Raw genomic sequence first — 26,403 nt, forward strand, 5'->3', positions numbered from 1 at the left:
ACGAATCTCAATCTGCTGCAGCGGCCTCTGGCGTTGGTTCGACGCTGTGGGGCATCGCGCCCAGGACAGGGCGCTCGCCGGTCTGCGCATTGCCATCATCATCCAGCCATGTGTAGTGGAACGTCGCGTCGCTGGGCACGTTACCGCCCACTGTCTGGCGCTGCGTACTGAATGGCGTCAACAACGGCGCATCAAGCACGATCGAGCGTTTGCCATCGCCGATCTGCGCCTGCGCCAGGGATATGTAAAACGGCGTCGGGTTATGCAACTGCACAGTGCGGCCCTGGGCTTTGACCACCAGTTGCAAAGGCGCTGTCTCGGCCTTCTTCGACAAGCCTTGGGGGCGATAGATGACTTTCAGCTGGGTGCGCAGCGTGATCGTCAGCCGGGTCGAGCCCTCGCCCAGCGCCTCGCGCGGCCGGGGTGGAATCTCGTACACATTCAGCCAGTACAGGGACTCTCGATCCTGTGCGAACGCCTGCCCGGTAGTCACCAGGCGTAGGCTTCGCTGTTGCCGGGGCTCGAGCCTGAACATTGGCGGAAGCGGCATGATGGGTGCAGTTGCGGTGTCCGGCGTAACATTCAGCTCCCCATTGTCGACCCAGGCCTGAACCACGACTGGATAGGCATTTTGATTGACCAGTGCCAAGGAAGTGTCACGCTGACCTTCACGCACGATGACCCGGGTACGCTCAGCAGTGACACCCGCGCAGGTGACCGTACTGACCAGCGCGACGACGACCAGCAGCAGGCCCTGCGCGTAGCTACTGGACACGTATCACCACTTGCGCAGTGGCCTCGACCCGACCAGGCCTTACCGTCGGCATGGTGCCGATGGAGAGCTTTTCCAATCGAGCTCTGAACGTCTCGGTGTACTGGCCGATACCATTGATAGTGCCTGTGAGGTTGGCGGTATTGCTGACAACCGGGTACCACCCTCGACCCGCTGCACCACTGCCATTGGCAGAGTCTTCATTGGCCAGCAAGTTGATGGGAGCGCCGCCGCGCAGCACGCGAATGCCCACCCCCTGCGCCATTCCCGCCTGGCCATAACGGTCCGACAGCAAGTAGGCCAGACCACCTTGGGCGTTGATCAGGCCCAAGGAAGAGGACGCAGCCAGGGCGCCGGAAGAAACCTTGATGCCAATGGCTGTACCGTTGGTGCTGGCGCTGTTGAGAACAGTGCTCTGGCAGCGGAAATTGATCTGAAAAGGCACCTCGCGGCTGCCCCCGGCGTTGATCTCGCTCACGCTGATCGAGGGAAACACCACATAGGGTGTAACGCTCGACACGCTGCAGGTGGGGTAACGCTTTAGCGTGACCTGGTTGTACAGGCCCAATGCACCAGGCCAGTTCCCATACCAGCCACTCCAGTTACCGTAGTGGGTTTGCCCTACCGTCGGATAAGCAAGGCCCGGCCCCTTGATCGCGATGTAGGCCGCCGGTTGGGCATAGGCATAGAGCTGCGACGAGACCGTGTCGCTGTAATAGTTGTAAGTAGGGTCCCTCGGTGCGCTGAAAACCTCAGCACGCACGGCGCTGAGGTTCTTGGCCTTGACCAGCTGATAGCCGCGAGAATCGATGTCCAGGCCAGTGAGCCTGCGCTCACGCCAGATGTGAGTGAACGGCTCGCCGCTTGCAAGATGGGTCAAGCGCAACAGCACATTCGGCCAGGCCGTTCTGTAGGCGTCCTGCAAACCCAGGCTCAGGCCGACGCTGTCGCCCCCTTGGAACCAGCCACTGTAGACATCATCGCCATTGGTAGACCACATTTCGTAAACCGCATCTTGCCCCTCGCAGCGAAAAAATACGTACTCCGGATTGTAGCCAGCCGTAGCGCCATACTGGGTGAAGGGGACCACGGAGCTCGCGATCAACGTGCCATAAGGTTGAAAGCTTGGGTCACTGACGTTGATCACACTCGGTATGCCCAATGACCCATTGCACGTGTCGCATGCACCGGCCCAGGCGCCGGCAGTACCCTCCCCGGGCCTGATCGCAGCGTTGGCCGTGGTGTTGGCGGCGCCCACGGAGGTCACTCTGTAGCAGGTCGCCCAGGCGTGTTGAGCAGGGATGAGCAGGATGGCCGTCAGCAGCCAGGACCTAAGCGTCATGATGGTTCCTCATTGAGCGTGCATATGCTTTTCAGGTGAATGAAGCCCTGACTGTTGGCGGCTGTGGCGCTGTTGACGTCGTAGGGCAGCTGACATCGCTGGCTAGGGCCGGCGCCCCAACGCACCAGCAAGCGCCCGCTGTCGGCCTGGGCACGTGCATACACTTGCCCGCCCTGACCTACCATGCCAAGGGTCGTGCCCTGTTCGTCGACCACGTCGGCTCCCAGGGGGATTGCCCTACCGCCCGGCAAGCTGGCCTGGATCAACAAGGCATGCCCAAGCAAGGTCTTGAAGTCGACCAGCACGGAAGCACCGGCATAAGGGGCCACCTTTCGCTCGGTTTCGATCAACTCGGCCTGTTCACCCATTCCACTGGGGTCAAGCCCCACAGGGTTGTATCGGTAAGGTGACAAAGAGGGCACCACCGCATACCCATCAGCGTTCACACGTGCCCCCTGCCCACCCCGGATGATCGCGCCGCCCGCGCCCTTGGCCCGCACCAGCGCGAAGGTATCCCCGACGTAGGGACCCAACGTGAGACCACCCTCATGCACCACGGCCGCTCCGCGAATGCCGCCATTGATCTGCCGATAGTCGGCGCTTTGCGAAAAGCCGCCATTGAAGGTGGCAACGGCACTCTGCGCCTGCAGGTTGCTGGTCCAGTTCGTCCCGCGCCCGGCGCTGTCACGGCTGGCCGCGATCGCGTAGCTCATGTCACGCTGTGCGCCCATCGTACCGTTGATACCTGTCTGGAAACTGCTGCCTTTCGTATCACCTGAGCGCCGGGTCACCATTGAGCTGATGGTCGGTGCCCGGCTTGAGCTGCCCAAGGGCATGGAGAAGGTCAGCGTCAGGGTATTGCTGCTATTGCTGGTGTCGTACACGTCCGCCGGGTTCGTGAAACTGAGTTCTGAACTTTCCGCCTTATCGCGGTACCAGGTGGTGCGCTGACGTGAATAGGCCAGGCTGTAGTTAAGCTGTCGCCAGGTATTCGAGTAACCGAACTGCACCTGCGTATCACGGCTCTTGCCGTCGTAATAATCGCTTCGCGACCCGGACAGATACAGGTTTCCATACCCGCCCAGCCCTTGACTGACCAGCACGGTCAGCTGATTCCGCTGCTTGAAGCTGGTCGAGTCCCAACGTTCACCGCGCACGGTGGCCTGCCGGGCACCCAGTGCGTCGGCCAAATCCCGATAACCCTGAGTTGAGTATCTGTACCCGGCAAGATTGAGCGTGGTGTTGGTAGGCTGGAAGGTGCGGCTGTAGCTCAGCCCCATGCGCCAGCCTTGCCTGTGCTGACGGTTTTCTACCGTGGCACTGGAAAAGGTACTGTTGAGCCCGAACGCGCCATAAGGCGTTGCCAGCACGCCGCCGCCCAGCACAGCCAAATAGTCCTGCGCTACCCGAGCCCCGAGGTTGGCGGACACTGCGTTGGTCAGGCCCCGTTGGTAAGTGGCCTCGGCAAAGACGCCCTGGTTGGTATCAGTCTGGCGGACCTGGCCTAAGGTTGCGCTATAGCGCGAGATGCCCGGGCGGATTGAGTCGGGCACTGCCGCATAGGGCACGGTGAAGCGCGTGATACTGCCGTCAGCTTCGATCACCTGCACGTCCAGGTCACCGTTGTAAGCCGTGCCGTACAGGTCGTCGATAACGAATGGCCCAGCCGCTACGGTGGTTTCTTGAACCTTGCGGCCATTCTGGCTGATCACCACGCGTGCATTGCCCGCCGCCGTGCCGCGTACCTGCGGAGCATACTGACGCTGAGAGTCCGGCAGCATGCGGTCGTCGCTGGCCAGGCGCACGCCGCGAAAGCCGATGCTGCCAAACAAGTTGCCTTCGGTGAAGCTGTCGCCCACCGTCAGCTCGCTTTGCCAGGGCGCGATTGCGCGCTGTGCATAGGTGCGAATGCTGTTCCAGCGGCTGACCGCGGTGCCACCGAAACTTGAGTAGCTGTAGTTGGACTGATGCCGCAAACGCCACAGCCCGACGTTCAAGCCCGTGTTCAGCCCCAGGTAACCATAATTGGCAGCTTCGCTTTCTGACGCTTGATAGCGAGAGTTGTAAAGGCTGGCGTCATAGTTGACGAAGCCCATGGCACTGCCCGCGTCCCAGTCCTGCGGGTCGACGTAGCCACGCGGCTTGATGTAGAGCAATGCCTGGGGTACTGAAAGGTCCAGGCGCAAGCGGGCGGAGTCGTATTGAAACATTGATCCCGGCAGCCGCTTGCTCAGGGCCATGCATTGGGTCGAATCGACGATGGGCGTCTCGACCTTGCGCGCGTTCATGTGCTGGTGCAGGAACTGCTCGGACAAACAGGGTTCGACCACATCGTTTTGCGGCCGAAAGCTCACTTCACTTCGGTTGACGTATTGCGTGTTCACATACACGTCGACAAGGTAAGTACCTGGATCGACCTGCTGCGCCTGGTTGAAACGCTCCAGGTTGCCGCCGGCCAGACCCGAGCCGAGTAGCAGGCTGTCATCGAAGCGGTAATCGCCTTCGCCGTGGGCTAACCGCGCCATCAGTAAGGCAACACCACCTAGCAGGGCCGTGTTGCGCCGCAGGTTAGCGCTGCAACACATGAGTGATGCCCACGCGTGCGCCATAGTCGTTGATCAACTGCGCCCTGAGCTCGGGGGCTTTGCCCTCGAGCAGGCCGCCCCCCTCCGGCGCCCAACGCACCGAGCCGTAGGGCGGCACCATGGTGGCATGCAGCGTTACCTGGCGGTTACCCGCGGTGAGCGTCGCAGCCCCGAATGAGGCATAGAACCCCGTTGGGTTATCCACAAGCACCTGCCAGCTGGCGCCCTGGCCCACGAGGCTAAAACGCAGTTTTTCAGGCAATTGCTCAACCGTTCCGGCAATGGCAGCAGGGCGGTAGAACAGCTTCAGGCGATTACGCAGGATGAGCAACATCTGGTTTCTGTCGGCGTGCGCGGTATTGCGTGGCGGGATCTGCAGCACGTTCAGATAAAAGACCGATTCCCGGTCGCCGGGTAACGCCGAGCCGGTATAGATGAGCCTGAGGGACTGCCCGCTACCCGGGGCCAGACGTGACACGGCCGGGTTGACCATGAACGGGGCCCTGGCAGTTTCGGGCGTGGAGGCCGGGTCACCGGAATCCACCCAGGCTTGCACGACATTGGCGAAGGCATCCTGATTGGTGAGTTGCAGCGTTTTTTCCTTTGCATCCCCGGGGTAGATGACCCGGGTACCTGTCACCACTACGCTGGCCTGGACGAATGCGGTACCCGTCATGCCCAGCACCAGCGCAAGCGCAATGGCGACCGAACGAAGCCGACCTGCTGACGAAGTTCTCATGCATTTACCTCGAAGGCCTGCCGCCATGAGTACTGTCCAATGGCGGCAGTCAGAAAGCTTGGCGTGCACGCATCACTCGTAACGCAGGGTGTAAGTGACGGCGCCCAGGACAGGGCCTGCGGTGACGGTGGCTGCCTCGGAGACATAACGCACGGCATAGTCATGGCTTGTAGACGTCTGGCCGGCGCTCAGGACGATTTGCCCCGCGCTGACTGCCGCCCCACCTGCCAGGTTTACCGGGCTGCCGCCGGGTGCATCGAGCAACTGCAACGCAACGCCTGTGGCGCCGTTGGTGGCCGTGTTGGTCAGGTTGCCCAGCGTTGTAGGGTTGGTAGCTTGAAACAGCGTCGTGAATTGCTCGTTGGCGTCGGCTGGCGCAGCGCAACCGGTCAGGCGCAACGTGAATTTGGTTTCCCCGGTGTTCTTGCCGGAGCCGCCGATCAGCGCACTGGCTGGCACACTTTGCATGACGACGGTTGGCTCGGTGTTGCCATCGACGACAGCCGAGCAAGTCTGGTCAGTGACCTCCCCGCTGAACGTAATGGTATTGGCCGCGCTGGCCAGGCCAGGGGCAGTCATGGTTGCAGCTACGGCGATAGCGATGGCACGAATGTTCATTACGACGTCCTGTGGTTGTTGTGTAGGCTGCACATAGAATGCAGCGATGGCGCTGGCGGATAACTCAGACGAGTCTTAAAACAACCACTGGCTGCAGTGCCCGGCACCGCATGGCCCGCACTTTTTTCAGCAGGTAATTTCTTGACCAGAGACCAACTCGAATCCCGGCAAACGCTGATCTATTTCGCCACCGTGCTGGCGGCCTGCGCTTTCGGCCTTTTCACCAGTGGGGGTGCTTCAGTGCTGGAAGTGCTGATCACACCCGCCATCGCCATGCTGATGTACGCCATGTTCTTGCAGATACCCTTTCTGGACCTGGGCGCGAGCCTGGCCAATCGACGCTTCATGGTTGCCTTGTTGCTGGCCAATTTCGTGCTGGTGCCCTTGCTGGTGTGGGGCCTGACGCGCGGGCTGACGGGCCAGCCGGCCTTGCTGGCAGGCGCCCTGCTGGTACTGCTGGCACCTTGCATCGACTATGTGGTGGTGTTCACACACATGGGCAAAGGCGATGCGCGGCTCATGCTGGCCGCCACCCCCGTGCTGTTGCTGCTGCAACTGCTGCTGTTGCCGTTTTACCTGGCGCTCATGCTCGACGATGGCCAGGCGTTGAACCTGGCGATAGGGCCCTTCGTGCAGGCGTTCGTGGCGATGATCGTCGTGCCGTTGGCCTTGGCCGTGTGGACCAGTGCCCTGGTCGGCAAGTGGCGGCGGGTGAGCCGATGGAACGATGCCTGGGCCTGGATGCCCGTACCGGCGATGGCGCTGGTGCTGTTCGTGGTGATCGCTTCACAGATCCGGGTCGTGTTGCACGACCTGCCGCAACTGCTGCCCGTAGTGCCGGTTTACCTGGGCTTTGCGCTGGTGGCACCGGCCATCGGCTGGGCAACAGCGAGGCTGCTGGGCTTGCCGGCACAGCAGAAGCGCGCCGTGATGTTCAGTGCGGCGACGCGCAACTCGCTGGTGGTGTTGCCGCTGGCGCTCGCCTTGCCAGAGCAGTGGCGCACGCTGGCGGCAGCGGCGGTGATTACCCAGACATTGGTCGAGCTGGTCTGCGAGCTGGTCTACGTGCGGGCGATTCCGGCGATCGCCCGCACGTAAACGGCATCAGCTCACCACGTGCAGGTAATGCAGGTGGCGCTCGTACTGGTCGAGGATGTCGCCGATCACATCCTCACGGCTCCAGCCCATCACATCGTAGTCCTGCCCGCCTTCGCGCAGGTACACCTCTGCCCGGAAGTATTTGCGCGCATCGCTGTTGTCATCGGCGTCGCGCATGACGAAGCTCGGCGTATTGAATGCCCGGGGGCGTACCTCGTACTTGAAGCGCCCTTCACCGGCATGGGAAAGCTCGAGCGTGATGCGGCCGTCGTCACGCTCGTCCACGGTCACCTCATAGCCCTGTTTGCGCAGTTCCTGGGCCACTTCTTCGCATGCGGGCTTGACCACGTCGGCGATGAAGCGGGTAACGTGCGCCCTGCGCGGCATCATGGCGATGTTGCGCAAGCGGCGCTGCCAGCCGCCGTGGTTCTGACGGCCCTGCCGCTGACCTGGCAGTGCCTGGGTGCGCAGCCCACGCCGTGTGGCGTCCAGCCCCAGGGCCTTGAACAAACCCCAGATGGAAAACAGCAGGATGATCGCGAACGGCAAGGCGCTGGCAATGGTGGCCGCCTGCAATGCTTTCAGGCCGTTGGCCAGCAGCAGGGCAATGGCCACCGCGCCCATGGTGACCGACCAGAACACGCGCTGCCAGAGCGGTGAATGGCCCCTGCCGGAGGACGCCAGCATATCCACGACAAGCGCACCCGAGTCGGCCGAGGTAACGAAGAACACGACCACCATCAGCACTGCCAGCATCGAGATGGCCGTAGACCAGGGGAAGTGCTCGAGGAACGCGAACAAGGCCAGCGAGCTGTCCTGATCCACCACCGTGGCCAGGTCCTTGACACCGCCGTGCAGGATCATATGGATGGCGGAGTCGCCAAACACGGTCATCCACAGCAACGTGAAGCCGGCCGGGACGAACAGCACGCCACACACGAACTCGCGAATGGTGCGCCCACGGGAAATGCGCGCAATGAACAGCCCCACGAAGGGCGACCAGGACAACCACCAGCCCCAGTAGAGCAAGGTCCAGCCGCCAATCCAGTCGGTAGGTTCGTAGGCAAACAGGTTGAACGTCTTGTTGACGATATCGGACAGGTAGGCCCCTGTGTTCTGCACATAGGCCTGCAGCAGGAATACCGTAGGGCCTACCGCCAGCACGAAAAGCATCAGGACCACCGCGAGGCCCAGGTTGAGCTCCGACAGGATACGGATGCCCTTGTCCAGGCCGCTGGCCACCGACAGCGTGGCCAATGCACAGGTAACGGCAATCAGAATGACCTGCACCGAGGTGCTGATCGGAAGGCCGAACAACTGGTTCAGCCCACTGTTGATCTGCAGCACACCGTAGCCCAGCGAGGTGGCGACGCCAAATACCGTGCCCAGGATGGCGAAGATGTCCACTGCATGGCCGATAGGGCCGTAGATACGCTCGCCGATCAAGGGGTACAGCGCCGAGCGCAGGGTAAGCGGCAGACCGTTGCGGAAACTGAAGTAGGCCAGGATCAACGCCACGATGGCGTAGATCGCCCAGGCATGCAGCCCCCAGTGGAAAAAGGTGATGTTCATGGCTTCGCGGGCGGCGGCCACCGTGTTGGGGTCACCCACGGGCGGGTTGATGAAGTGCATCACCGGTTCGGCCACACCGAAGAACATCAGGCCGATGCCCATGCCGGCAGAGAACAGCATGGCGAACCAGCTTTTGTTGGGGTAGTCGGGCTCGCTATGGTCCGGGCCCAGCTTGATGTCGCCGTAGCGGCTTACGGCCAGGAAGACGACGCTGATCAGCACCAGTGCGACGGTGAGGATGTAGAACCAGGCTGCATTGGTGACGATCCATTGTTGAACCTGCTCGAAGACGCTTTGGGCATGCGCCTGGAACATTGTGGCGTACAACACCAGTAACAGCACCAGTACTGCACTGGTGAAAAAGACAGGTGGGTTGATGGTGCTCCTGCGTTTCTGGTTTTCAGGCATAGGCGTTACTCCTTCGGGCGTTCAGCGCTGCGCTCCATCACTGGGCAGTCCGAACACGACTGCCCGTGGCGCATGATGCATGGAAGATGCTGAAACCTTACCGTCAGTTCCAGCAATTCCAAAACTTAGCCGCTTCGCTTGCCGTACAGAAGCCTTTGAACCTGTCAGCCGAGGTTACGCTTCAGCTCGGCAATGTGCTCGGGGCCGATGCCGCAGCAGCCGCCCACCATGCTGGCGCCGCGTTCACGCCAGTCCTTGGCCCAGGCAAGGTAGCCCGGTGGGTCCAGGTCTTCACGCAGCTCGTCCAGCCCATCGTTGGCGGTAGCCTCTTTGGGCTGCGGGGGGAAGGCGTTGGCGTAGGCACCGATGGCCACCCCTGCCCCTTGCTTGTCGATAACGGCACGGGCGACGTCAATGGCCGCGCCGATTACTTCCGGCTGGCTGCAGTTGAACAGCACCGCTGCGGCGCCCAGCCCGACTACCGCTTGCACGGCATCAGCCACCGGCTCACCGGAACGCAGGCGCGGCACCGTATCCACGTCCTCGTCCTGCAAAGTGAACGACACCCAGAACGGGCGGCCGTCTTTGGGCAGGTGCGCGTGGATGGCACGTACTTCGGCGATGGCGCTCTGGGTTTCGGCCAGCCACAGGTCAACGTGCGGCGCCAGGCCGGCGAGCAGCGGCTTGAGGACTTCTTCGACCCGCTCAGGTTGGAACAGGTCAGGGCGGTAAGAGCCGAACAGCGGTGGCAGCGAACCCGCTACCTTGACCGGGTGTGCAGCATTATCGGCGGCATGACGCGCCAGCTGGCCGGCGGTATTGGCCAGTTGCTGGCCTTCTGTAGCAAAACGTTGCTCGCCAATGTGGAACGGCACGACCGCATAGCTGTTGCTGGTAATGACCTGGGCACCCGCGGCAATGAACGCCGCATGTACACCTACCACGGCCTCGGGCGCCTCGGTCAGCGCCAGCGCCGACCATTCGGGCTGGCGAAACGGTGCGCCGCTGCGCTGCAGTTCACGGCCCATGCCCCCGTCGAGAATAACCATCGCGCGCTGTGTCATATAACTACTCTGAAGGTGGTTATGAATAAAATTCATTATGAGAGAAAGGTTTATAACTATTAAATACACTTTCTCTTTTTTGGCAAACTTTTCAGGTATGTACATGCGCTTTTCTACTGTGCTCGGCGCGGGCCTCGTGTTGCTCGCCACTGCGTCCCAGGCCCTGGCAGGCACCACGCTGGAGCGGGTTGAATCGCGCAAGGAAATGGTCAACGTGTTGATGGAGAGCTACCCGCCGTTCTCCTTCCTCAATGATCAGAACCAACTCGACGGCTTCGACGTGGATGTGGCCAAGGCTGTGGCCGACAAGCTTGGCGTGAAGCTGCGCCTGGAAACCCCGTCGTGGGACGTGATCGCCGCCGGCCGCTGGAGCGGCCGCTACGACATCTGCATCTGCTCGATGACGCCCAGCAAGGCGCGCGCCGAAGTGTTCGACTTCCCGGTGGAGTACTACGCATCGCCGGCAGTGATCGTGGTCAATGCCAAGGATGAGCGCATTCATGGGGCCAAGGACCTGGATGGGCGCAAGGTAGGCTTGACCAGCGCCTCCAGCTACGAGAGCTACCTGAACAAGAACCTGGTGATCGAAGGCAAGGAAGACCAGAAGATCGACTACCCCTTCGACTTTGTGCAGATTGCGCCTTACGACACCGACAACGTCGCTTTCCAGGACCTGGGCCTGGGCGCGGGCGTGCGTCTGGATGCCATTCTTACCAACCTGGTGACCGCGCAGCCGCGCCTGACCCAGGACAAGCGCTTCAAGCTGGCCGGTGCCCCACTGTATGAAGAGCCCAACTCGGTGGCCATCGAGAAAGGCGACCCTGAATGGGATGCCAAGGTGCGCCAGGTGTTTGCCGAACTGAAAGCCGATGGCACGCTGGCCAAGCTGTCGCAGAAATGGATTGGCGCCGACATCAGCAAATGAGCACCTTCCCTTCTTCCCCCAAGCCCGCGGCCAAAGCCACGGGCGCCAGCCTGTTCGGCTTTCGCACCCGGCTGCTGCTGACCTGGCTGGCGCTGTTCGGTCTGTTCGTGGCGTTCTTCCTCAGCTTCGACCTGAAGTTTGCGATCATTGTGGAGAAGTTCCCCAACCTCGCCGGCTTCAAACTGGGCCCTAACGGCTTTTTGCAAGGCGCAGCGCTGACCCTGTTCCTGTGCCTGTGCTCGATGGTGGTCTCGGTGCTGCTGGGCTTTGCCGCAGCCCTGGCGCGCTTGTCCGGCAGTGCGGTGCTGGTCGGTATCGCCAGTTTCTACACGTCGTTCTTCCGCGGTACGCCGCTGCTTATCCAGATTCTGCTGATTTACCTGGGCCTGCCACAGGTCGGCCTGGTGCCCGGCGCAATCAGCGCAGGCATCATTGCGTTGTCGCTGAACTACGGCGCCTACCTCAGTGAAATCTTCCGCGCCGGCATTCTCGGCGTGGCGCGCGGCCAGCGCGAAGCGGCGCTGGCGCTGGGCATGCGCCCGCCGCAGACGTTCTGCTACATCGTGCTGCCCCAGGCCATGCGGGTGATCATTCCGCCCACGGCCAACCAGTTCATCTCGATGCTGAAGGATTCATCGCTGATTTCGGTGATGGGGGTGTGGGAAGTGATGTTCCTGGCCCAGTCGTACGGGCGCTCCAGCTACCGTTACCTGGAAATGCTGACCACCGCGGCAATCATCTACTGGGTACTGTCGATTCTGCTGGAGCTGGTGCAAGCGCGCCTGGAACGGCACTTCGGCAAGGCGTACCAGCGCTGAGCAGCGCCTGGGCGCAGCAGGCACATGCAAGAACGGTCGCCCGAAGGCGACCGCTGGTGGGTGGGGCGACAGTCGGCTAGTCCTTGCTGACGGCGTCCTTCACATCGCCAACCACTTGTTGGGCTTCACCCTTTTTCTCCTGCACCTTGCCCTTTACCTCCAGCTCGGTATTGCCAGTCGCTTTACCGACGGCTTGCTTAACCTTGCCAACCACTTCGTTGGCCATGCCTTTGACTTTGTCAGACGTGCTGCTCATGGTTTTTCTCCTTCAACGACATCCGTACATGTGGGTTGGGGTTACACCAGTGAAACGGGCAAACCTGGGCGGGTGATCACACATTCACGACCCGGGTCTTGCGTGACGACAGGGCGAAGCGGCCTGCCACAACGCTCAAGGCAGCGCCAAGCAGCAGGGTTACCAGCGTGCCCCAGGCGGCTTTGGACACGTTGCTGGCCGCTACCTGGGCAGCTTCACGCGCCTGTTGCTCTGCCTGGTCTTTCAGCACCTGCACCTGCTCGGCGGCTTGCTGGTAGGCACGGGCATAGTTATCCACGATCTGCTGGGCCTCCTGCTGGCTCTTGCCCGTGCGCGCCGCCACGATGTTGACCAGGGCCTGCTTGTCTGCCGCGCTCAGCGCAGGCTCACCGGCCTTGCGTACCCGGTCGAACCATTGCTTGAGCTGGTCAACGGCCTGGGTCGGGTCCTCGGCGGCAATACGGCCCGCCGACTCACCCTGCGCCTGCGCCTGATCGGCCTGCTGCTCCAGGTTCGACGGGTTCAGTTCGGCCTTGCCGGACTGCTGCAGGGTCTTGTTCAGCTCCGCTTCCAGGCTGTCCCAGTCGAGCGAAATGCCCTGCTTACCCAGGCGCTCTTTGATGCCTTGGCCGACTGCCGGTGCGGCGGCAGCCACACCATCCGCGGCAAGCGACAGGCCTTTACCGGCAATATTGCCGGCAGTGCCGACCACGCCCCCGGCCAGCGAAGCCAGCAGCCAGGTCGCCAGCAATGTGGTCACCGTCCAGCTCAACAGGCCATGCAGGCCACCGCGGCCCGGCGCCGTGCGGCCGGCAACCCAGGCACCGGCGGCGACCGAAACCAGGGTGCTGACGAACAACCACACCCCCGCACCTGTGCCAAAGCCACGCAGCGGGTTGCCATCGGCCATCGCGTCAACGGCTCCGGCCCCGATGGCGGTGCCCAGCACACTGAGTACCAGGTAGGTAGCCAAGGCAATGGCCCCCCCGGCGAAAACTGCACTCCACGACACCCGCAGCGGGCTCACGGCATTTGCCGGGGTGCTTACATAGGCTTCAGTCATCTATGCATCCTCGTCAATGGGAACTGGCTGCACCGGCCACGGGTGCCTGATGCAACGTCATGGCCAGTTTGCGGGTCCCATGCAAGGGTGTATTGATGCATCTGCCCCACCAGCACTAGTGCATTGGCACCAATCTGCCGGTGCCTGCTGCGTTTATGCTCAACGCCAGTCACAACACCAGCCACTACCGACCGGGGGACGCCCATGAGCGACGCCGTGCTTGCCCGTGAAACCAACCGCCGCCAGCTGCAGCAGATAATTGCCGGGCTTTCGGATGGCGTGATGCTGCTGGAAGTGGACCAGACCATCATCTGGGCCAACGAAGCCGCCCTGCGCATGCACGGGGTCGACAGCCTGGAACAGCTGGGCGGTGACGCCGAGGGTTATCGCCAGCGTTTTGCCCTGCGCTACCGCAACAACCATCCACTGGAAGCCGACCAGTACCCCATTGCCCGCGTGGCGGCGGGGCAAGTGTTCAGCGATGTCGTGGTCGAGGTTTCGCCGGTTGGCGATGAGGAGGCGCGCAGCCGGGTACACCGGGTGCGCAGCATGGTGCTGGAAGACAGCAAGGGCGAGGCCGAATCGTTGGTGCTGATACTGGCCGACGCTACCGAGTGGGCCAGCGCAGAGCAGCGCTTTGAAAAAACCTTCAACGCCAACCCTGCCCCCGCCGTTATCTGCCGCCTCAGCGACTTGCGCTTCATCAAGGTGAACCAGGGCTTTCTGGAAATGACCGGGCATGTGCGGGAAAACGTCATTGGCCGCTCGGTGTATGAAGTGGACGTGCTGGAAAACGCCGAGCGCAAGGAGTTGGCGATCGAGCGCCTGATAGAAGGCGCGACCATCCCGCAGATGCAGGCCGAGCTGCGCTTGCCAGAAGGCGGCACCAAGCTGGTGATCGTGGCCGGGCAGCCGCTGGACATGCACGAAGAGGATTGCATGCTGTTTTCGTTCACCGACCTGGAGCCCCGGCGCAAGGCGGAGAACGCCCTGCGCCAGAGCGAAGAGCGCTTTGCCAAGGCGTTTCGCCTGAGCCCGGTGCCGACCTTGCTGTGCAGCGCCGACAAGCAGCAACTGATCGATGCCAACGAAGCGTTCCTCGACAGCCTGGGCTACACCGCCCAGGAGCTGATCGGTAGAACCGTGGCCGAAATCGACTTCTTTGCCGACTGCGCGGTGGCAGCGCAGGTGTTCGATGCGCTGGAAAAGAGCGGGCGTATCGAGGCGCTGGATGTGAAGCTGCGCAAGAAAGGTGACGACCCGCTCGACTGCATGCTGCAAGCCGACACCGTGAGCCTGCTGGACACCCCGTGCTACCTGCTGGTGCTGATGGACATCACCGAGCGCAAGCGCTCGGAGCTGGAACTGGTCGAGGCGATCGAGACCGTCATGCAGGATGCATCGTGGTTCAGCCAGACCTTGATCGAGAAGCTGGCCAATGCCAAACGTATCAGCACCGGCCGGTTGCCCGATGCCTCGTTCACCGACCTTACCCGCCGCGAGCGGGATGTGCTGGCGCTTATCTGCGAAGGGCTGGCCGACAAGGAGATTGCGGCGCGCCTGAACCTGGCGCTGAACACGGTGCGCAACCACGTGGCAACGGTTTATTCCAAGCTCGATGTGCACAGCCGCAGTGAAGCGATCGTATGGGCGCGGGAACGGCGTTTGTTTAGTACCTGATGGGTTGTTCGCGGCTGGGCCTGGCGCTGCCGCTGCCGCTGCCAGGGCCTACCCTTGACAGTATCCCGGTTGACCGCAAATACTCTGGGCAGATTCATATAGATGACCAAATAACAAGGTGAATCTTTCCATGACCGCACTCCTCGTCCCGATGCCTTTGCATGCTGGCCAGCCCGCACATTTGATTGCCCTGCCCGCACATTTGATTGCCCTGCCTGCACCTTCTGTTTGCCGCTGACGCGCCTGCCCAACCGAGACTCCTTGCATGACTCCCTTAGATATTCAGCTGTTGCTGACCGCCCTGGTCAGTGTTCTGGTGCTGGTGGCGCTGATCGTATCGCGCCTGAAGATGCACCCGCTTCTGGCCCTGCTGGTGGTGTCCATTGGCGTGGGCTTCGCGACCCATATGCAACCCGGCAGTATCGTTTCGCACCTGCTCACCGGTGCTGGCAAGACGCTGGGTGCGGTCGGGGTGGTGATTGCCCTTGGCGCCATGCTGGGCACGATCCTGGCGGATGCTGGCGTTACCGAACAGGTCGCCGATGTGATCCTCAAACGCACCCCCGACCGGCTGATCCCCTGGGCGATGATGCTGGTGGCCTTCGTCATCGGCATCCCGATGTTCTTTGAGGTGGGCCTGGTGATCATGCTGCCGTTGATTTTCAGCGTGGCACGCAAGCTGGAGGGCAAGGCGCGCTTTAAGGGCTCTGCCTATGTGTACGTGGGAGTGCCAGTGATTTCCGCCTTGGCGGCCATGCATGGCATGGTCCCTCCGCACCCTGGCCCACTGACCGCCATCGCCGTGCTCAAGACCTCGGTTGGGCCGACCATGCTTTACGGCTTCCTTGCCGCGATCCCTGCCATGGTCCTGGGCGGCCCGTTGTACGGCATGTTCATTTCCCGGCGCATGAGCACCCGCCCCGATCAGGCACTGCTGGACCAGTTCACCCTGGCTGAGCAGGCCGACGGCCAACCCCGCCCCGGTGTATTGATCGGCATGCTGGCCGCGCTGCTGCCGGCGATCCTGATGCTGGTGCATGCCGTTGCCGAAATGCTGCTGCCCAAGGGCAATGCGCTGCTGGAATTGGCCAGCTTCCTTGGCAACCCACTGATCGCCATGCTGCTGGGCGTGCTGTTCGCAGGCTTCAGCCTGGTACTGGCGCGCGGTGGCAACGCCGAGCAGTTGCGCGATGCGCTGGGCAAAAGCCTGAAGCCGATTGCCTCGATCATCATGATCATTGCCGGCGGCGGCGCTTTCCAGGAGATGCTGACCAGCGCCAAGGTTGGCGATGCCATCGTGCACCTGACCCAGCAATCGGCATTCCCGCCGTTGATTCTGGGGTGGCTGATCGCCATGCTGCTGTCGGTGTCTACCGGCTCGGCCACCGTTGGCATCGTCGGCGCTGCCGGCCTGCTGGCCCCCTTGGCAGGTGCCGACCCCAGCCTGAACCTGCCCTTGCTGGCCCTGTCCATCGGCTGTGGTTCGCTGTTCTTCAACTATGCCAACCATGCCGGTTTCTGGATGGTGAAAGAGTCGTTTGGCATGACCATGGGGGAAGCGACCAAGACCATCTCGGTGGTGCAGTCGATCGTGGCGGTGGTGGGGTTGATCGTGGTGTTGGTGCTGAATGCGGCGGTTGCGGTGGGCTGAGCCGGGTGAGCGGGTGAGCCAGTTATCCTGGCTCACATGCCCTGGCGTCAGTAGCCGCGCTCCCTCAGCTTTTCTGCCAAGGGCGGGTAGTAGATTTGGCCAATCTCATCCGCAGTCCACCACGCCCAGTGCAACAGGCAGAGCGTAATGCCCCCCAGCACCAGATAGCCCTCCCAGCCAATCAGTACGGTGACCTGATGCATCAAGCCAGGCAACTGGTAATGCGCCCCGACATTGGCGTTGGCAATGGCCATCACTACCAGCCCGAATACCAGAACACCGGCCTGGTAGCGCTGCTGACGCCACACCTCCCGTTGCTGGCTCTTGCTGCGCCAGTAGTTGAACAGGAACTCATTGCCTTCACGAAGGCTGTGCTCTTTCAAGGCGCTATAGGTCACGTGATTGTGCAGCAGGGAGTAATCGCGCCGGCTTTGTAGCCAGTGCCAAGGGATGTAGGAACCAAGCATGACCGCGACCTGCGCAAGCACTGGAACGCACACCGACACGGCCAGGCAAAACACCACGACACTCACAAAGATCCGCCCGATATTCCCCCAGACCGTAGCCATGTCCCCCGAGAAATCCAGCAGAGTGGTCCCCAGGGCTGTCATGAAAGCCATATCCATGAACAGGCACACGTAGGTGAGTTTCAAGGCCCAACGCACCTCCCAGGCTTTCTCGAATACTGCCCCCGGCAGCCCGGCGATAGGGTTGGTTGTTTTCAGGCTGTCTCTGTTCTGATCCATGCAAAATCCTCGGCAGTTGGCATTGGCCAGTGAATGGTTACTGCAAAGTGCTGGCAGCGCGCCTTGCCTGATTACCATGCCCGAGAGCGGCGCAAGCGTTCCACTCAACTTGAGCCATTTGCTATTCCCTTGCGTCGCCACCTCACCCTGTAGGAGCGGCCTTGCGTCGCGATGGGCCGCAAAGCGGCCCCACTGCCAGCCTCGGACGCGCAGTTCATTACCCGCTATGGCGTCAGTCTGGTGCTGTTCGAGCTGGCCTGCACGGGCTGGGCTGTGGCGGTTTAAGACCTACACCTACCCCGTTGGCGAAAGCCAGATCCCGAAGACCCACGCGAACATGGGCGATGCCCTCAGCCCTGATCACACGCCGGGTTAGCTGCATACCGCACCCACCCCGCAACCTCCGCGCCACCCCCCACCCGATCCTTGGGATGAACACGCCCTTCACTGACCGCCACCTCTGCAAAATCGAACGGGCTCATCCCTTCGATACACGCAACGTTAACCCCATACTGGTCCGGCGAGGAACGCCGCTGGTGGAAGGTGTAGATGCCGCATTTCGAGCAGAAGTAGTGCTTGGCTTCCCGGGTGTGGAACTGATAGAGCGTCAGCGCCTCTTCACCTTGGGTGACCGTGATATCGCCCAGATTGACCGACACCGCCACCGCCCCGCGCATACGGCACAGCGAGCAGTTGCACCTGCGTGCGGTGCGCAGACCATCGGTCAACCGCAGTGAGAAACGCACGGTGCCGCAATGGCACGCTGCTTGGTAAACAGGGCGGTTATCGTTGTTTTTATCCGTCATGGCGTTTCTCCCGTTTGAAAGGCCAGCTTGCCGGACTGGCCGCAGATGCCCGAACACAGGGGCTACTGCTATCGGGCTGGCCAGTACCGTGCCCCATGCAGACGCGGTCAGGCTAGGTGTAAGTGAAAATAATCAGCGCGGTGGCCAAGAGGATGTGAATCACCAAAAGGCTCACCAACAATCGCCTCATGCTTGAGGGGAAACGTTTGACTTCATCGAAGTCAATCAACCCCCTGCGCAGGAAGATGCTAGGTATGGCCAGCACCATGGAGATCAAACCCGTACGCATAACCTTGCCCAAAAGACCTGCATGTTGAAACGTAATCTTATTACCGGTCACGAAGCTACAGCGCGTTAGCAACGACTCGTAGTATTCAGTGTATTTATGTGCGATGAAACACTGCACGACCATCGCAAGCATCATGGGTGCAAGAATCAGAATCGCAATGAGTCCAGGCTCAATTTCATTCACTCCGATACCTCGCCGTACAAAAAGTCACCAAACATTTCGCCCGCCTTGCCCCCTCCATCTCCGAGGACTTTACCGCCCACTGCTCCTCCGACGACAGCACAAGCCAGCGCACCAGGGCCGCCTGTACTGACGCCCAGAACAAAGGCACAGATACCGGTCCCTGCCATACCTCCCAGGAAGGCGGGTCAGCGAGAGTGCAGGACGGTGCACGGTGCGCGGCGCTTGAATCGAGCCGGCCAGATCGAGCGCCGGGTTTTGAATGTAGGCGCGATCACTCGGTTTGGCCGTGCGGCATTTGAGGTCGCTGAGCGGAGTGGCTAGGCGTGGCATTGGGGTACGCTCTCCATTCAGGAAAGACGCTGTAACCCAAAAAACACCCCCGGTTATTGGGGATTTAGTGGGTTCCCGACGGTCGGTCTTGGAGACGAAAAACCGGCCAGAAGGGTAATGCCCGTCAGTTAAGAATTACTGGGGCTGCTTTGCAGCCCTTCGCGGGCACGCCCGCTCCCACACGTCTGGCGGTGAACGCAAGAAATGCGCGATCCCTGTGGGAGCGGGCGTGCTCGCGAAGGGTCGCAAAGCGGCCCCAAATTACTTAACTGACTGGCATTAGCCATAAGGCCGGTTTAGAGGGCTTCCAAAGCATTCAGCGCAATGCAGTGGAGCTGGATGTGGTGCCGGAGACAGGAATCGAACCTGCGACCTTCGCGTTACGAGTGCGCTGCTCTACCGACTGAGCTACACCGGCGTGTAGCGCAACGTACCACTGCTCGCACCTGTTACGCAAACCCCTGTTTCCACTACTTTATTGCCCTGCCCTCAGGCCCCCTTGCAGCCCTTCGGCGCCAGGTCTTCTTCGATGTCGGTGGTGCACGCCCAGCCCGTTGCCGAACGGGTCAACGTCAGGGCCTTGCCCAGCACGGTGGCCGGTGCGTCCACCAGGGTGCAAACCAGGCTGCCGCTGCTATCGGCCGCCTTGCCATTGGCGGTGATCGCGCAATGGGCCGTTGCCGGCTGGCCGCCCAGTTCGGCTACGCCGGCTACATCCTTGCCGTCGTTCAGGCGCAGGTCCATCGCCGTTTTCAGGGCGCTGATTTCCAGCAAGCCGGCCGCGGCCTTGGAGCGGGCCTGGTGGTTGGTGTACATCGGTAAGGCGATGGTCGCCAGAATGCCGATGATCGCCACAACGATCATCAGTTCGATCAGGGTGATACCGCGTTGCCCTTTCATGAACAGTTTCCTTTTTGATACGCGTACTCGTTAGGGTCAATCTCGCCCCAAGCGACAGCGGCGCAGTAGGCCTGAACAGTCACCTTTTGTCACCCCTGCCTGCTTGGGCTTCATCATCGCTGAACTACTCTAGTGAGCATCATGGACGCGCGCCCTGGCATAGGCGCGGCAAGCTGTTTCCAGGCTTGTCGCACGGGCAACAAAAGGACCTTCGCATGACCACTTCCACCCCCCTCTACAGCTGGCACGGCACCGACGCCAACGGCGCGCCGGTCAGTGGCCAAACGCCTGGGCCCAGCCCGGCCCATGTGCGTGCCGGGTTGATTCGCCAAGGCATCAACGTGGCCAGTTTGCGGCCGGCCAGCGGGCTTGGCCTCAAGCTGCCAAAGCGGCGGGAAAAGGCCGACCCGGCAGGTTTCAGCCGGCAGTTGGCGACCTTGCTCAAGGCCGGGGTGCCGCTGTTGCAGGCGTTCGAGGTGATGGGGCGCAGTGGCTGTGGTGCCGCCCTGGCTGCGCTGCTGGTTAGATTGAAACAGGATGTAGCTGCGGGCCTAGGGCTGGCGAATGCGTTGCAACGCCACCCGGGCTGGTTCGATGCGCTGTACTGCAACCTGGTGCGGGTGGGCGAACAGTCGGGCACGCTGGACCGGCAGCTGGAGCAGCTGGCAGGCATGCTGGAACAGCGGCGGGCGCTGCAGAAGAAGGTGCGCAAGGCGATGGTCTACCCGTTGCTGCTGTTGCTGACCGGGCTGGGCGTGTCGGCGGTGCTGTTGCTGGAGGTAATACCCAGGTTCGAGGACATGTTCGCAGGCATGGGCGCGCAATTGCCGGCATTTACCCAGTGGGTGATCGACTTGTCCACAGGGTTCGGCCGGTTTGCGCCGATGTTGCTGGCGCTGGGCCTGGTGCTAGGTTTTGCCGGGCGCCAGCTGTGCCGCCGGCATGCGCCTGCGCGGTTGTGGCTCGGGCGCCTGGTGTTGGGCTTGCCGGTATTCGGCACGCTGCTGGGGCAGGCGGCGTTGGCGCGCTTTGCGCGTAGCCTGGCAACCGCTTATGGGGCCGGGGTGCCCTTGCTGGATGCCCTGGGTACGGTGGCGCGGGTAACCGGGGGCCAGTTGCATGAACAGGCGGTGCTGCGCTTGCGCCAGGGTATGGCCAATGGGCAGGGGCTGAACCAGGCGATGGCGGGTGAGCCGCTGTTTCCGCCCTTGCTGGTGCAACTGACGGCCATCGGTGAAGCCAGCGGCACGCTGGACACGATGCTGGACAAAGCCGCCAGCCATTATGAGGAACAGGTCAGCCAGGCGCTGGACCAGTTGACCAGCTTGCTGGAGCCGGCCATCGTGCTGGTCCTGGGCTTGCTGGTGGGTGGCCTGGTAGTGGCGATGTACCTGCCGATCTTCCAGTTGGGTAGCTTGATCTGAACATGACTTTATGGACCTTGCTGGCTGAACAGCCGGCGTACTTCTACACCCTGGCGAGCGTGCTCGGCCTGCTGGTAGGCAGCTTTCTGAATGTGCTGGTGTACCGCCTGCCGATCATGCTGGAGCGCCAATGGCAGCGTGAAGCGCAGCAGGTTCTGGGGCTGCCGACTACGCAGCACCCGCGCTTCGACCTGTGCCTGCCTGCTTCGCGCTGTCCGCAGTGCGCACACCCGATTCGCCCGTGGCAAAACATTCCAGTGCTCAGCTACATGGCCTTGCGTGGGCGCTGCTCTGCCTGCAAGGCCCGCATCAGCCCGCGTTACCCACTGGTGGAAGTGACCAGTGCGCTGCTGTCGCTGCTGGTGGCCTGGCGTTTTGGTGCGTCAGCCGAGGCATTGCTGGCATTGCCCTTGACCTGGTGCCTGCTGGCCCTGAGCCTGATCGATGCCGATCACCAGCTGTTGCCGGACGTACTGGTGCTGCCGATGCTGTGGCTGGGGCTGATCGTCAACGCCTTTGCCGTGTATGTGCCGCTGGGCAGTGCGGTATGGGGGGCGGTGGCGGGTTACCTCTGCCTGTGGTCGGTGTACTGGCTGTTCAAGCTGGTCACCGGCAAGGAAGGCATGGGTTATGGCGACTTCAAGCTGATGGCGCTGATCGGCGCCTGGGGTGGCTGGCAGGTGCTGCCGTTGACGCTGCTGTTGTCGTCGGTGGTCGGCGCGCTGGTGGGCCTGGGCTTGTTGCATTTGCACCGGCACGCACTAGGCACGGCGATGCCGTTTGGCCCTTATCTGGCCATTGCGGGGTGGATTGCGGTGCTCTGGGGTGATGAAATATACGCCTCTTACCTGCAACTGCTGGGATACTGATGACCACTGCGGCGTTTACCCCCTGGATTCTCGGCCTGACTGGCGGCATTGGCAGCGGCAAAAGCGCCGCCGCCGAGCGCTTCGTCGAGCTTGGCGTGCACCTGGTCGACGCCGACCAGGCTGCGCGCTGGGTGGTCCAGCCCGGCCGCCCGGCCCTGGCCAGCATTGTCGAGCGCTTTGGCGCGGGGGTGCTGCAGGCCGATGGCCAGCTCGACCGTGCCGCGCTGCGCCAGCTGATTTTCGCCGACCCCTCGCAGCGCAAATGGTTGGAGCAACTGCTGCACCCGCTGATCGGGCAAGAGATTTTCAGCTACCTGGCCAAGGCAGAGTCGCCGTATGCGATCTACGTGTCGCCGCTGCTGATCGAGTCGGGGCAGCACCACAAGACCCAGCGCGTGCTGGTGATCGATGCGCCGCAGGCGCTGCAAGTGGCGCGTACCCTGGCCCGGGACAACACCAGTACCGAGCAGGTGCAGGCGATCCTGAAGGCCCAACTGGCCCGTGAGGAACGCTTGCGCCATGCCGACGATGTGGTGGTCAATGACGGCGACCTCGCTGCGCTGCATGAGCAGATTGACCGCCTGCACCACTTTTACCTGACTTTGAAAGGAGGCCAGCCATGAGCCAGCCATTGACCGTCGATTGCCCGACCTGTGGCGCACCTGTGGAATGGACCGAGAAAAGCGCGTTCCGGCCGTTCTGCTCAGACCGCTGCAAGCTGATCGACCTGGGTGCCTGGGCTGCGGAGGAACACAAGATTCCTGGGGCGCAGGAGTCCGAGGACGAGCTGTATTCAGGCGACCTGGAGTCGCGGCATTGAACTGATCCACCTGCCGGGCCAGGCGATGATGCACCGGCCTAGCCTGCGGGCTCAGTGCTCATCGTCCTTCCACGGCGCCTGCAAATACCGGGTGCGGTTGAAGGTTTCCAGCCAGTCCGGGCAAAACACCACCAACGCACTGATCACCATGCCGTTGATGAACGCTTCGGGGAACATCATCAGCCACAGGTAACCGACAAAGTCGCCAAGCCACTCTGGCAGCGCAAAGCGCCCGTCCAGCCACAATAGCCCTAGCGCCACCGGCACGCAGACCAGCACCGTGAGTGCGGCAGGGAAAAACCCTGAGCAGAAGATGTAAACGAACAGGTTCCGCGGTTGTGCCCGCTCCACCACAAGGGCGCACACCTCGGTGATCAGCACCGGCAAACCCACCAGCAACAGACCATTGACCCCCAACGCCGCCAGGTCCTGGCGCCCCAGCACCAGCAGGCCAAGCTGGGCCATGAAACCGCCCAGCACGGCCAGTGGCCAGTCCAGCAACAGGGTAACCGCCGTCATGCCGATGAAGTGGTACGCCACGCCGGTATCGAAATCGCGCCTTACCAGCCACAACGCGAACAGGCAGAACACCGTGCCAAACAGCAGGTGCTGGCGGCGCCGGTCTGTAAGCAGTTCTACCCAGCGAACCTGGCTGGCGGCCCAGGCCAGCAGCGGCACGTAACCCAGCCAGCCAAGGCTCAGGGTGGTGCCAGACAACACCTGTGCGCTGATCACTGAATAATGCCCCTTGCCGGCCTGTGGATAAGGGCAGTGTACACGCAAACTTCCCGGCCCCTTTGCGGCGGATGGCCTGCGGCCGCATGCGTGCCTCTTGCTGTCATCGATTAACGGCTAAGCTTGTGTGCATGGATGACTCCGACTACCTGCGCCTGCTGACCATTCAGGCCGAACAAGCCAATGCCTTCCTCTCCAACGCCCGCAAGTGGGAGCGGGAGCGGTGGGTGTGCCAGCGCCTGTTGCAGGGGCTGAACATTCCCTACCGCAGCGAAGACTTCACCCCGGCCGGGCAAGAGCCGCCCGACGTGCTGTTTCGCGACGCCGCCTTCGAGGTGTTTTTCGTGCTCGACGAGGGCCGCCGCCTGAATGATGAATGGCGCGAGGAGCTGCAGCGCCGGCGCAGTGCATTTTCCCTGGCGCAACTAGTGCGCCGCGAAGCCCGCCCTCGGCGCATCAGTGCCACCGAACTGCTCGGGCGGCTGGCGCCCACCTTGCGCAAGAAGGCGCGCAATTATCGCGAGCGCGGGCTGGAGCTGAACGAGCTGGACATCATTGCGTTTTCCAGCCTAAAGCGCGAGGTGCTGGACCTGAACACCCACTTCCCGCCGCCCACCGAATACCTGCGCCAGGGCTGGCGCTCGCTGTCGCTGGTCGGGCCAACCTTTGCCCGCGTGCTGTTCGCCCACCCCGATGCGCCGGATTTCCTGCGCAGCAACCTGGGGCGCAGCATCGTCTTCGACGTTGGCATCAGTCTTTGATCCCGTGCAGCGAGTGTTTGCGATGGCGTACACTCGGCGCCAGGGATAGAACGCATTATCATTTGTTTCAAGCGCTTGCACGAACGCTGTAGCGTTTGTGCAGTCTCTTACGTCTACCTGACGAGGCCCTACCATGACCAGCCGCCTGAACCCGGAAGATCAGCGTCGTGTCGATGAGTATCTGCGAGCCCCCCAGCACCAAGTCGAGCGCCGGCCCTTCCGGCCATGGCTGCTCCTTGTGCTGGTGGTGGCCGTGACCATCGGGTTGGGCCTTGTCAGCCGCCTGCTGAGTGGACTGGTGCTATGAGCTGCCTTGCGCTCGCCCTCCCCTCGTGCAGTTTGCGGCCGCCCCCAAAGGGCAAGCATTCCGTAAACCTTATGAGATATCCCCATGACTCATCGCATCGTGATTGTCGGCGGCGGCGCCGGCGGCCTGGAACTGGCGACCCGCCTGGGTAAAACCCTGGGCAAGCGCAAGCAGGCCGACGTCACCCTGGTCGACACCAACCTCACGCACATCTGGAAGCCATTGCTGCACGAAGTGGCCGCCGGCTCGCTGAACTCCTCGGAAGACGAACTGAACTACGTGGCCCAGGCCAAGTGGAACCACTTCAACTTCCAGCTGGGGCGCATGAGCGGCCTGGACCGTGAAGGCAAGCAGATCCAACTGGCCGCCACCCTGGACGAAGAGGGCCGCGAGCTGTTGCCTGCACGTACCCTGGGTTACGACACCCTGGTCATTGCCGTGGGCTCCAATACCAACGACTTCGGCACCCTGGGCGCGGCGCAGCACTGCCTGTTCCTGGACACCCGCAAGCAAGCCGAGCGCTTCCACCAGCAACTGCTCAACCACTACCTGCGTGCCCACGCCGGCGACGTGGCCAGCGAGAAAATCAGCGTAGCCATTGTGGGTGCGGGCGCCACCGGTGTGGAGCTGGCGGCCGAGCTGCACCACGCGGCCCACGAGCTGGCGGCCTATGGCCTGGACCGCATCCAGCCCAAGGACATGCACATCACCATCATCGAGGCCGGCCCGCGCGTTCTGCCGGCGCTACCGGAGCGCATCAGCGTACCGGTGCACAAGACCCTGGAAAAACTCGGGGTCAAGGTCATGACCAATGCCGCTGTCAGCGAAGTCACCGAAGACGGCCTGAAAACCAAGGACGGCGAGGTGATCCAGGCCAGTTTGAAGGTGTGGGCGGCCGGTATCCGTGCGCCCGGTTTCCTCAAGGACATCGATGGCCTGGAAACCAACCGCATCAACCAGCTGGTGGTACGCCCTACCCTGCAAACCACCCGCGACGACAACATTTTCGCCTTTGGCGACTGTGCGGCGTGCCCGCAGCCAGACAGCGACCGCAATGTACCGCCACGCGCGCAAGCGGCGCACCAGCAGGCGTCGATGCTGGCGCAAAGCCTTAAAGCACGGCTGGAGAACAAGCCGCTGCCCACGTATGCCTACAAGGACTACGGCTCGCTGGTTTCACTGTCGCGTTTCTCGGCGGTGGGCAACCTGATGGGTAACCTGATGGGCAGCGTGAAGCTGGAAGGCTGGCTGGCGCGGATGTTCTATGTGTCGCTGTACCGCATGCACCAGATGGCGTTGTACGGGTTCTTCCGTACGGCATTGATGATGTTGGGCAGCAAGATTGGCCGGGGTACCGAGCCGCGGTTGAAGTTGCACTGACACACATGCAATAGAGGCTGCCTGTAGAGGCCTCATCGCCGGCCAGCCCCCCCCCCAGAGGCTGCAACAGGCTCAAGGCCTTGATTTGCCCCTTGTTGGATCGGGTTTTACCCGCTCCAACAAGGCAAGGGTGCATTTTCCCGAGGCAAAGAAAAAGGGCATCTCGTAGGAGATGCCCTTTTTTGCATGGTGGGTCGTGTAGGATTCGAACCTACGACCAATTGGTTAAAAGCCAACTGCTCTACCAACTGAGCTAACGACC

26 protein-coding genes and 1 tRNA gene are annotated in these 26,403 nt (G+C 62.1%); 12 read left to right on the forward strand and 15 right to left on the reverse strand.

The annotated features are described in order from the left end of the window. Positions 1-7 precede the first annotated feature (7 nt). The 5 genes from EGJ22_RS05435 to EGJ22_RS05455 form a co-directional block, all read right to left on the reverse strand. Positions 8-775, reverse strand: coding sequence for a molecular chaperone (locus EGJ22_RS05435; protein ID WP_064314582.1), 768 nt, complete (start codon positions 773-775; stop codon positions 8-10). Beyond that, the gene (locus EGJ22_RS05440) at positions 765-2,114 is read right to left on the reverse strand and encodes a fimbrial protein (protein WP_029884895.1); all 1,350 of its coding nucleotides are present in this window, start codon (positions 2,112-2,114) and stop codon (positions 765-767) included. The genes EGJ22_RS05435 and EGJ22_RS05440 overlap by 11 nt, the downstream gene beginning before the upstream one ends. Continuing rightward, positions 2,111-4,699, reverse strand: a complete 2,589-nt coding sequence (locus tag EGJ22_RS05445) for a fimbria/pilus outer membrane usher protein (protein ID WP_029884896.1) — start codon at positions 4,697-4,699, stop codon at positions 2,111-2,113. The genes EGJ22_RS05440 and EGJ22_RS05445 overlap by 4 nt, the downstream gene beginning before the upstream one ends. Beyond that, a complete protein-coding gene (locus tag EGJ22_RS05450) occupies positions 4,683-5,438 on the reverse strand; it encodes a molecular chaperone (protein ID WP_029884897.1) in 756 nt (251 codons plus the stop codon). Before EGJ22_RS05450 ends, EGJ22_RS05445 begins: the two co-directional genes overlap by 17 nt. A gap of 72 nt (positions 5,439-5,510) precedes the next feature. Further along, a complete protein-coding gene (locus EGJ22_RS05455; protein WP_064314581.1) occupies positions 5,511-6,056 on the reverse strand; it encodes a fimbrial protein in 546 nt (181 codons plus the stop codon). Positions 6,057-6,197: 141 nt separating this feature from the next. Here EGJ22_RS05455 and EGJ22_RS05460 point away from each other — a divergent pair, with 141 nt between their 5' ends. After that, the gene (locus tag EGJ22_RS05460) at positions 6,198-7,154 is read left to right on the forward strand and encodes an arsenic resistance protein (protein WP_029884899.1); all 957 of its coding nucleotides are present in this window, start codon (positions 6,198-6,200) and stop codon (positions 7,152-7,154) included. Between the two features lie 6 nt (positions 7,155-7,160). Here the strand turns inward: EGJ22_RS05460 and EGJ22_RS05465 are convergent, their stop codons facing one another. Together EGJ22_RS05465 and EGJ22_RS05470 are read right to left on the reverse strand one after the other, a co-directional pair. Further along, positions 7,161-9,134, reverse strand: a complete 1,974-nt coding sequence (locus tag EGJ22_RS05465) for a choline BCCT transporter BetT (protein ID WP_009686084.1) — start codon at positions 9,132-9,134, stop codon at positions 7,161-7,163. A gap of 164 nt (positions 9,135-9,298) precedes the next feature. Further along, complete coding sequence (locus EGJ22_RS05470; protein WP_029884900.1) at positions 9,299-10,183, reverse strand: homocysteine S-methyltransferase family protein; 885 nt, start codon at positions 10,181-10,183, stop codon at positions 9,299-9,301. Positions 10,184-10,301: 118 nt separating this feature from the next. Between EGJ22_RS05470 and EGJ22_RS05475 the strand changes: the two genes are divergently transcribed. Further along, entirely contained in the window at positions 10,302-11,123 is an 822-nt protein-coding gene (locus EGJ22_RS05475; protein ID WP_009686082.1) for an ABC transporter substrate-binding protein, read from the forward strand. Beyond that, a complete protein-coding gene (locus tag EGJ22_RS05480) occupies positions 11,120-11,941 on the forward strand; it encodes an amino acid ABC transporter permease (protein ID WP_029884901.1) in 822 nt (273 codons plus the stop codon). Before EGJ22_RS05475 ends, EGJ22_RS05480 begins: the two co-directional genes overlap by 4 nt. 76 nt (positions 11,942-12,017) lie before the next feature. Here EGJ22_RS05480 and EGJ22_RS05485 read toward each other — a convergent pair whose 3' ends face one another. Together EGJ22_RS05485 and EGJ22_RS05490 are read right to left on the reverse strand one after the other, a co-directional pair. Further along, positions 12,018-12,197: a CsbD family protein gene (locus tag EGJ22_RS05485; RefSeq protein ID WP_029884902.1), complete on the reverse strand. Its 180-nt coding sequence runs from the start codon at positions 12,195-12,197 to the stop codon at positions 12,018-12,020. Between the two features lie 76 nt (positions 12,198-12,273). Further along, positions 12,274-13,260, reverse strand: coding sequence for a hypothetical protein (locus tag EGJ22_RS05490; protein WP_009686079.1), 987 nt, complete (start codon positions 13,258-13,260; stop codon positions 12,274-12,276). A 204-nt stretch (positions 13,261-13,464) separates the two neighbouring features. On the opposite strand from EGJ22_RS05490, the gene EGJ22_RS05495 reads away from it, so the two are divergent. Then, a complete protein-coding gene (locus EGJ22_RS05495) occupies positions 13,465-14,940 on the forward strand; it encodes a PAS domain S-box protein (protein WP_029884903.1) in 1,476 nt (491 codons plus the stop codon). Positions 14,941-15,205: 265 nt separating this feature from the next. Next, complete coding sequence (locus EGJ22_RS05500) at positions 15,206-16,591, forward strand: GntP family permease (protein WP_029884904.1); 1,386 nt, start codon at positions 15,206-15,208, stop codon at positions 16,589-16,591. A 47-nt stretch (positions 16,592-16,638) separates the two neighbouring features. Here the strand turns inward: EGJ22_RS05500 and EGJ22_RS05505 are convergent, their stop codons facing one another. The 5 genes from EGJ22_RS05505 to EGJ22_RS05535 form a co-directional block, all read right to left on the reverse strand. Continuing rightward, on the reverse strand, positions 16,639-17,337 hold the full coding sequence (locus EGJ22_RS05505) for a hypothetical protein (RefSeq protein WP_029884905.1): 699 nt from the start codon (positions 17,335-17,337) through the stop codon (positions 16,639-16,641). Between the two features lie 350 nt (positions 17,338-17,687). Beyond that, on the reverse strand, positions 17,688-18,143 hold the full coding sequence (locus tag EGJ22_RS05510; RefSeq protein WP_064314579.1) for a GFA family protein: 456 nt from the start codon (positions 18,141-18,143) through the stop codon (positions 17,688-17,690). A 112-nt stretch (positions 18,144-18,255) separates the two neighbouring features. Further along, entirely contained in the window at positions 18,256-18,615 is a 360-nt protein-coding gene (locus EGJ22_RS05515) for a hypothetical protein (protein WP_029884907.1), read from the reverse strand. Positions 18,616-19,287: 672 nt separating this feature from the next. After that, positions 19,288-19,363 (reverse strand) — tRNA-Thr (locus EGJ22_RS05530). A gap of 71 nt (positions 19,364-19,434) precedes the next feature. Continuing rightward, positions 19,435-19,845, reverse strand: a complete 411-nt coding sequence (locus EGJ22_RS05535; protein ID WP_029884908.1) for a pilin — start codon at positions 19,843-19,845, stop codon at positions 19,435-19,437. Positions 19,846-20,060: 215 nt separating this feature from the next. On the opposite strand from EGJ22_RS05535, the gene EGJ22_RS05540 reads away from it, so the two are divergent. From EGJ22_RS05540 to yacG, 4 genes are read left to right on the forward strand one after another with little or no spacing between them, the layout of a single operon-like run. Beyond that, positions 20,061-21,269 (forward strand): type II secretion system F family protein, encoded by a 1,209-nt coding sequence (locus EGJ22_RS05540; protein ID WP_029884909.1) that lies wholly within the window; start codon positions 20,061-20,063, stop codon positions 21,267-21,269. A 2-nt stretch (positions 21,270-21,271) separates the two neighbouring features. Further along, entirely contained in the window at positions 21,272-22,138 is an 867-nt protein-coding gene (locus tag EGJ22_RS05545) for an A24 family peptidase (RefSeq protein ID WP_029884910.1), read from the forward strand. Further along, on the forward strand, positions 22,138-22,761 hold the full coding sequence (gene coaE / locus EGJ22_RS05550; protein WP_029884911.1) for a dephospho-CoA kinase: 624 nt from the start codon (positions 22,138-22,140) through the stop codon (positions 22,759-22,761). The genes EGJ22_RS05545 and coaE overlap by 1 nt, the downstream gene beginning before the upstream one ends. Next, positions 22,758-22,958: a DNA gyrase inhibitor YacG gene (yacG, locus tag EGJ22_RS05555; protein ID WP_009683001.1), complete on the forward strand. Its 201-nt coding sequence runs from the start codon at positions 22,758-22,760 to the stop codon at positions 22,956-22,958. The genes coaE and yacG overlap by 4 nt, the downstream gene beginning before the upstream one ends. Positions 22,959-23,009: 51 nt before the next feature. On the opposite strand, the gene EGJ22_RS05560 is transcribed toward yacG, so the two are convergent. Further along, entirely contained in the window at positions 23,010-23,693 is a 684-nt protein-coding gene (locus EGJ22_RS05560) for an energy-coupling factor ABC transporter permease (protein ID WP_009683002.1), read from the reverse strand. Positions 23,694-23,824: 131 nt separating this feature from the next. Here EGJ22_RS05560 and EGJ22_RS05565 point away from each other — a divergent pair, with 131 nt between their 5' ends. The 3 genes from EGJ22_RS05565 to EGJ22_RS05575 all read left to right on the forward strand — a co-directional run bounded on the left by EGJ22_RS05565 (position 23,825) and on the right by EGJ22_RS05575 (position 26,141). Continuing rightward, positions 23,825-24,454, forward strand: a complete 630-nt coding sequence (locus EGJ22_RS05565) for a DUF1780 domain-containing protein (RefSeq protein ID WP_009683003.1) — start codon at positions 23,825-23,827, stop codon at positions 24,452-24,454. A 133-nt stretch (positions 24,455-24,587) separates the two neighbouring features. Next, the gene (locus EGJ22_RS05570; RefSeq protein ID WP_033744188.1) at positions 24,588-24,761 is read left to right on the forward strand and encodes a DUF3094 family protein; all 174 of its coding nucleotides are present in this window, start codon (positions 24,588-24,590) and stop codon (positions 24,759-24,761) included. An 84-nt stretch (positions 24,762-24,845) separates the two neighbouring features. Continuing rightward, complete coding sequence (locus tag EGJ22_RS05575; protein WP_009683004.1) at positions 24,846-26,141, forward strand: NAD(P)/FAD-dependent oxidoreductase; 1,296 nt, start codon at positions 24,846-24,848, stop codon at positions 26,139-26,141. Positions 26,142-26,403 lie beyond the last annotated feature (262 nt).

This window comes from Pseudomonas sp. p99-361, from assembly GCF_003935475.1.
Taxonomy (GTDB): Bacteria; Pseudomonadota; Gammaproteobacteria; order Pseudomonadales; family Pseudomonadaceae; genus Aquipseudomonas; species Aquipseudomonas juntendi.

Excerpts from the sequence above, each read along its gene's own strand:
- EGJ22_RS05440 (WP_029884895.1), bottom strand. The coding sequence starts at position 2,114 with ATGACGCTTAGGTCCTGGCTGCTGACGGCCATCCTGCTCATCCCTGCT.
- EGJ22_RS05445 (WP_029884896.1), bottom strand. The coding sequence starts at position 4,699 with ATGTGTTGCAGCGCTAACCTGCGGCGCAACACGGCCCTGCTAGGTGGT.
- EGJ22_RS05450 (WP_029884897.1), bottom strand. The coding sequence starts at position 5,438 with ATGAGAACTTCGTCAGCAGGTCGGCTTCGTTCGGTCGCCATTGCGCTT.
- EGJ22_RS05455 (WP_064314581.1), bottom strand. The coding sequence starts at position 6,056 with ATGAACATTCGTGCCATCGCTATCGCCGTAGCTGCAACCATGACTGCC.
- EGJ22_RS05465 (WP_009686084.1), bottom strand. The coding sequence starts at position 9,134 with ATGCCTGAAAACCAGAAACGCAGGAGCACCATCAACCCACCTGTCTTT.
- EGJ22_RS05470 (WP_029884900.1), bottom strand. The coding sequence starts at position 10,183 with ATGGTTATTCTCGACGGGGGCATGGGCCGTGAACTGCAGCGCAGCGGC.
- EGJ22_RS05475 (WP_009686082.1), top strand. The coding sequence starts at position 10,302 with ATGCGCTTTTCTACTGTGCTCGGCGCGGGCCTCGTGTTGCTCGCCACT.
- EGJ22_RS05480 (WP_029884901.1), top strand. The coding sequence starts at position 11,120 with ATGAGCACCTTCCCTTCTTCCCCCAAGCCCGCGGCCAAAGCCACGGGC.
- EGJ22_RS05485 (WP_029884902.1), bottom strand. The coding sequence starts at position 12,197 with ATGAGCAGCACGTCTGACAAAGTCAAAGGCATGGCCAACGAAGTGGTT.
- EGJ22_RS05490 (WP_009686079.1), bottom strand. The coding sequence starts at position 13,260 with ATGACTGAAGCCTATGTAAGCACCCCGGCAAATGCCGTGAGCCCGCTG.
- EGJ22_RS05495 (WP_029884903.1), top strand. The coding sequence starts at position 13,465 with ATGAGCGACGCCGTGCTTGCCCGTGAAACCAACCGCCGCCAGCTGCAG.
- EGJ22_RS05500 (WP_029884904.1), top strand. The coding sequence starts at position 15,206 with ATGACTCCCTTAGATATTCAGCTGTTGCTGACCGCCCTGGTCAGTGTT.
- EGJ22_RS05505 (WP_029884905.1), bottom strand. The coding sequence starts at position 17,337 with ATGGATCAGAACAGAGACAGCCTGAAAACAACCAACCCTATCGCCGGG.
- EGJ22_RS05510 (WP_064314579.1), bottom strand. The coding sequence starts at position 18,143 with ATGACGGATAAAAACAACGATAACCGCCCTGTTTACCAAGCAGCGTGC.
- EGJ22_RS05535 (WP_029884908.1), bottom strand. The coding sequence starts at position 19,845 with ATGAAAGGGCAACGCGGTATCACCCTGATCGAACTGATGATCGTTGTG.
- EGJ22_RS05540 (WP_029884909.1), top strand. The coding sequence starts at position 20,061 with ATGACCACTTCCACCCCCCTCTACAGCTGGCACGGCACCGACGCCAAC.
- EGJ22_RS05545 (WP_029884910.1), top strand. The coding sequence starts at position 21,272 with ATGACTTTATGGACCTTGCTGGCTGAACAGCCGGCGTACTTCTACACC.
- coaE (WP_029884911.1), top strand. The coding sequence starts at position 22,138 with ATGACCACTGCGGCGTTTACCCCCTGGATTCTCGGCCTGACTGGCGGC.
- yacG (WP_009683001.1), top strand. The coding sequence starts at position 22,758 with ATGAGCCAGCCATTGACCGTCGATTGCCCGACCTGTGGCGCACCTGTG.
- EGJ22_RS05565 (WP_009683003.1), top strand. The coding sequence starts at position 23,825 with ATGGATGACTCCGACTACCTGCGCCTGCTGACCATTCAGGCCGAACAA.
- EGJ22_RS05570 (WP_033744188.1), top strand. The coding sequence starts at position 24,588 with ATGACCAGCCGCCTGAACCCGGAAGATCAGCGTCGTGTCGATGAGTAT.
- EGJ22_RS05575 (WP_009683004.1), top strand. The coding sequence starts at position 24,846 with ATGACTCATCGCATCGTGATTGTCGGCGGCGGCGCCGGCGGCCTGGAA.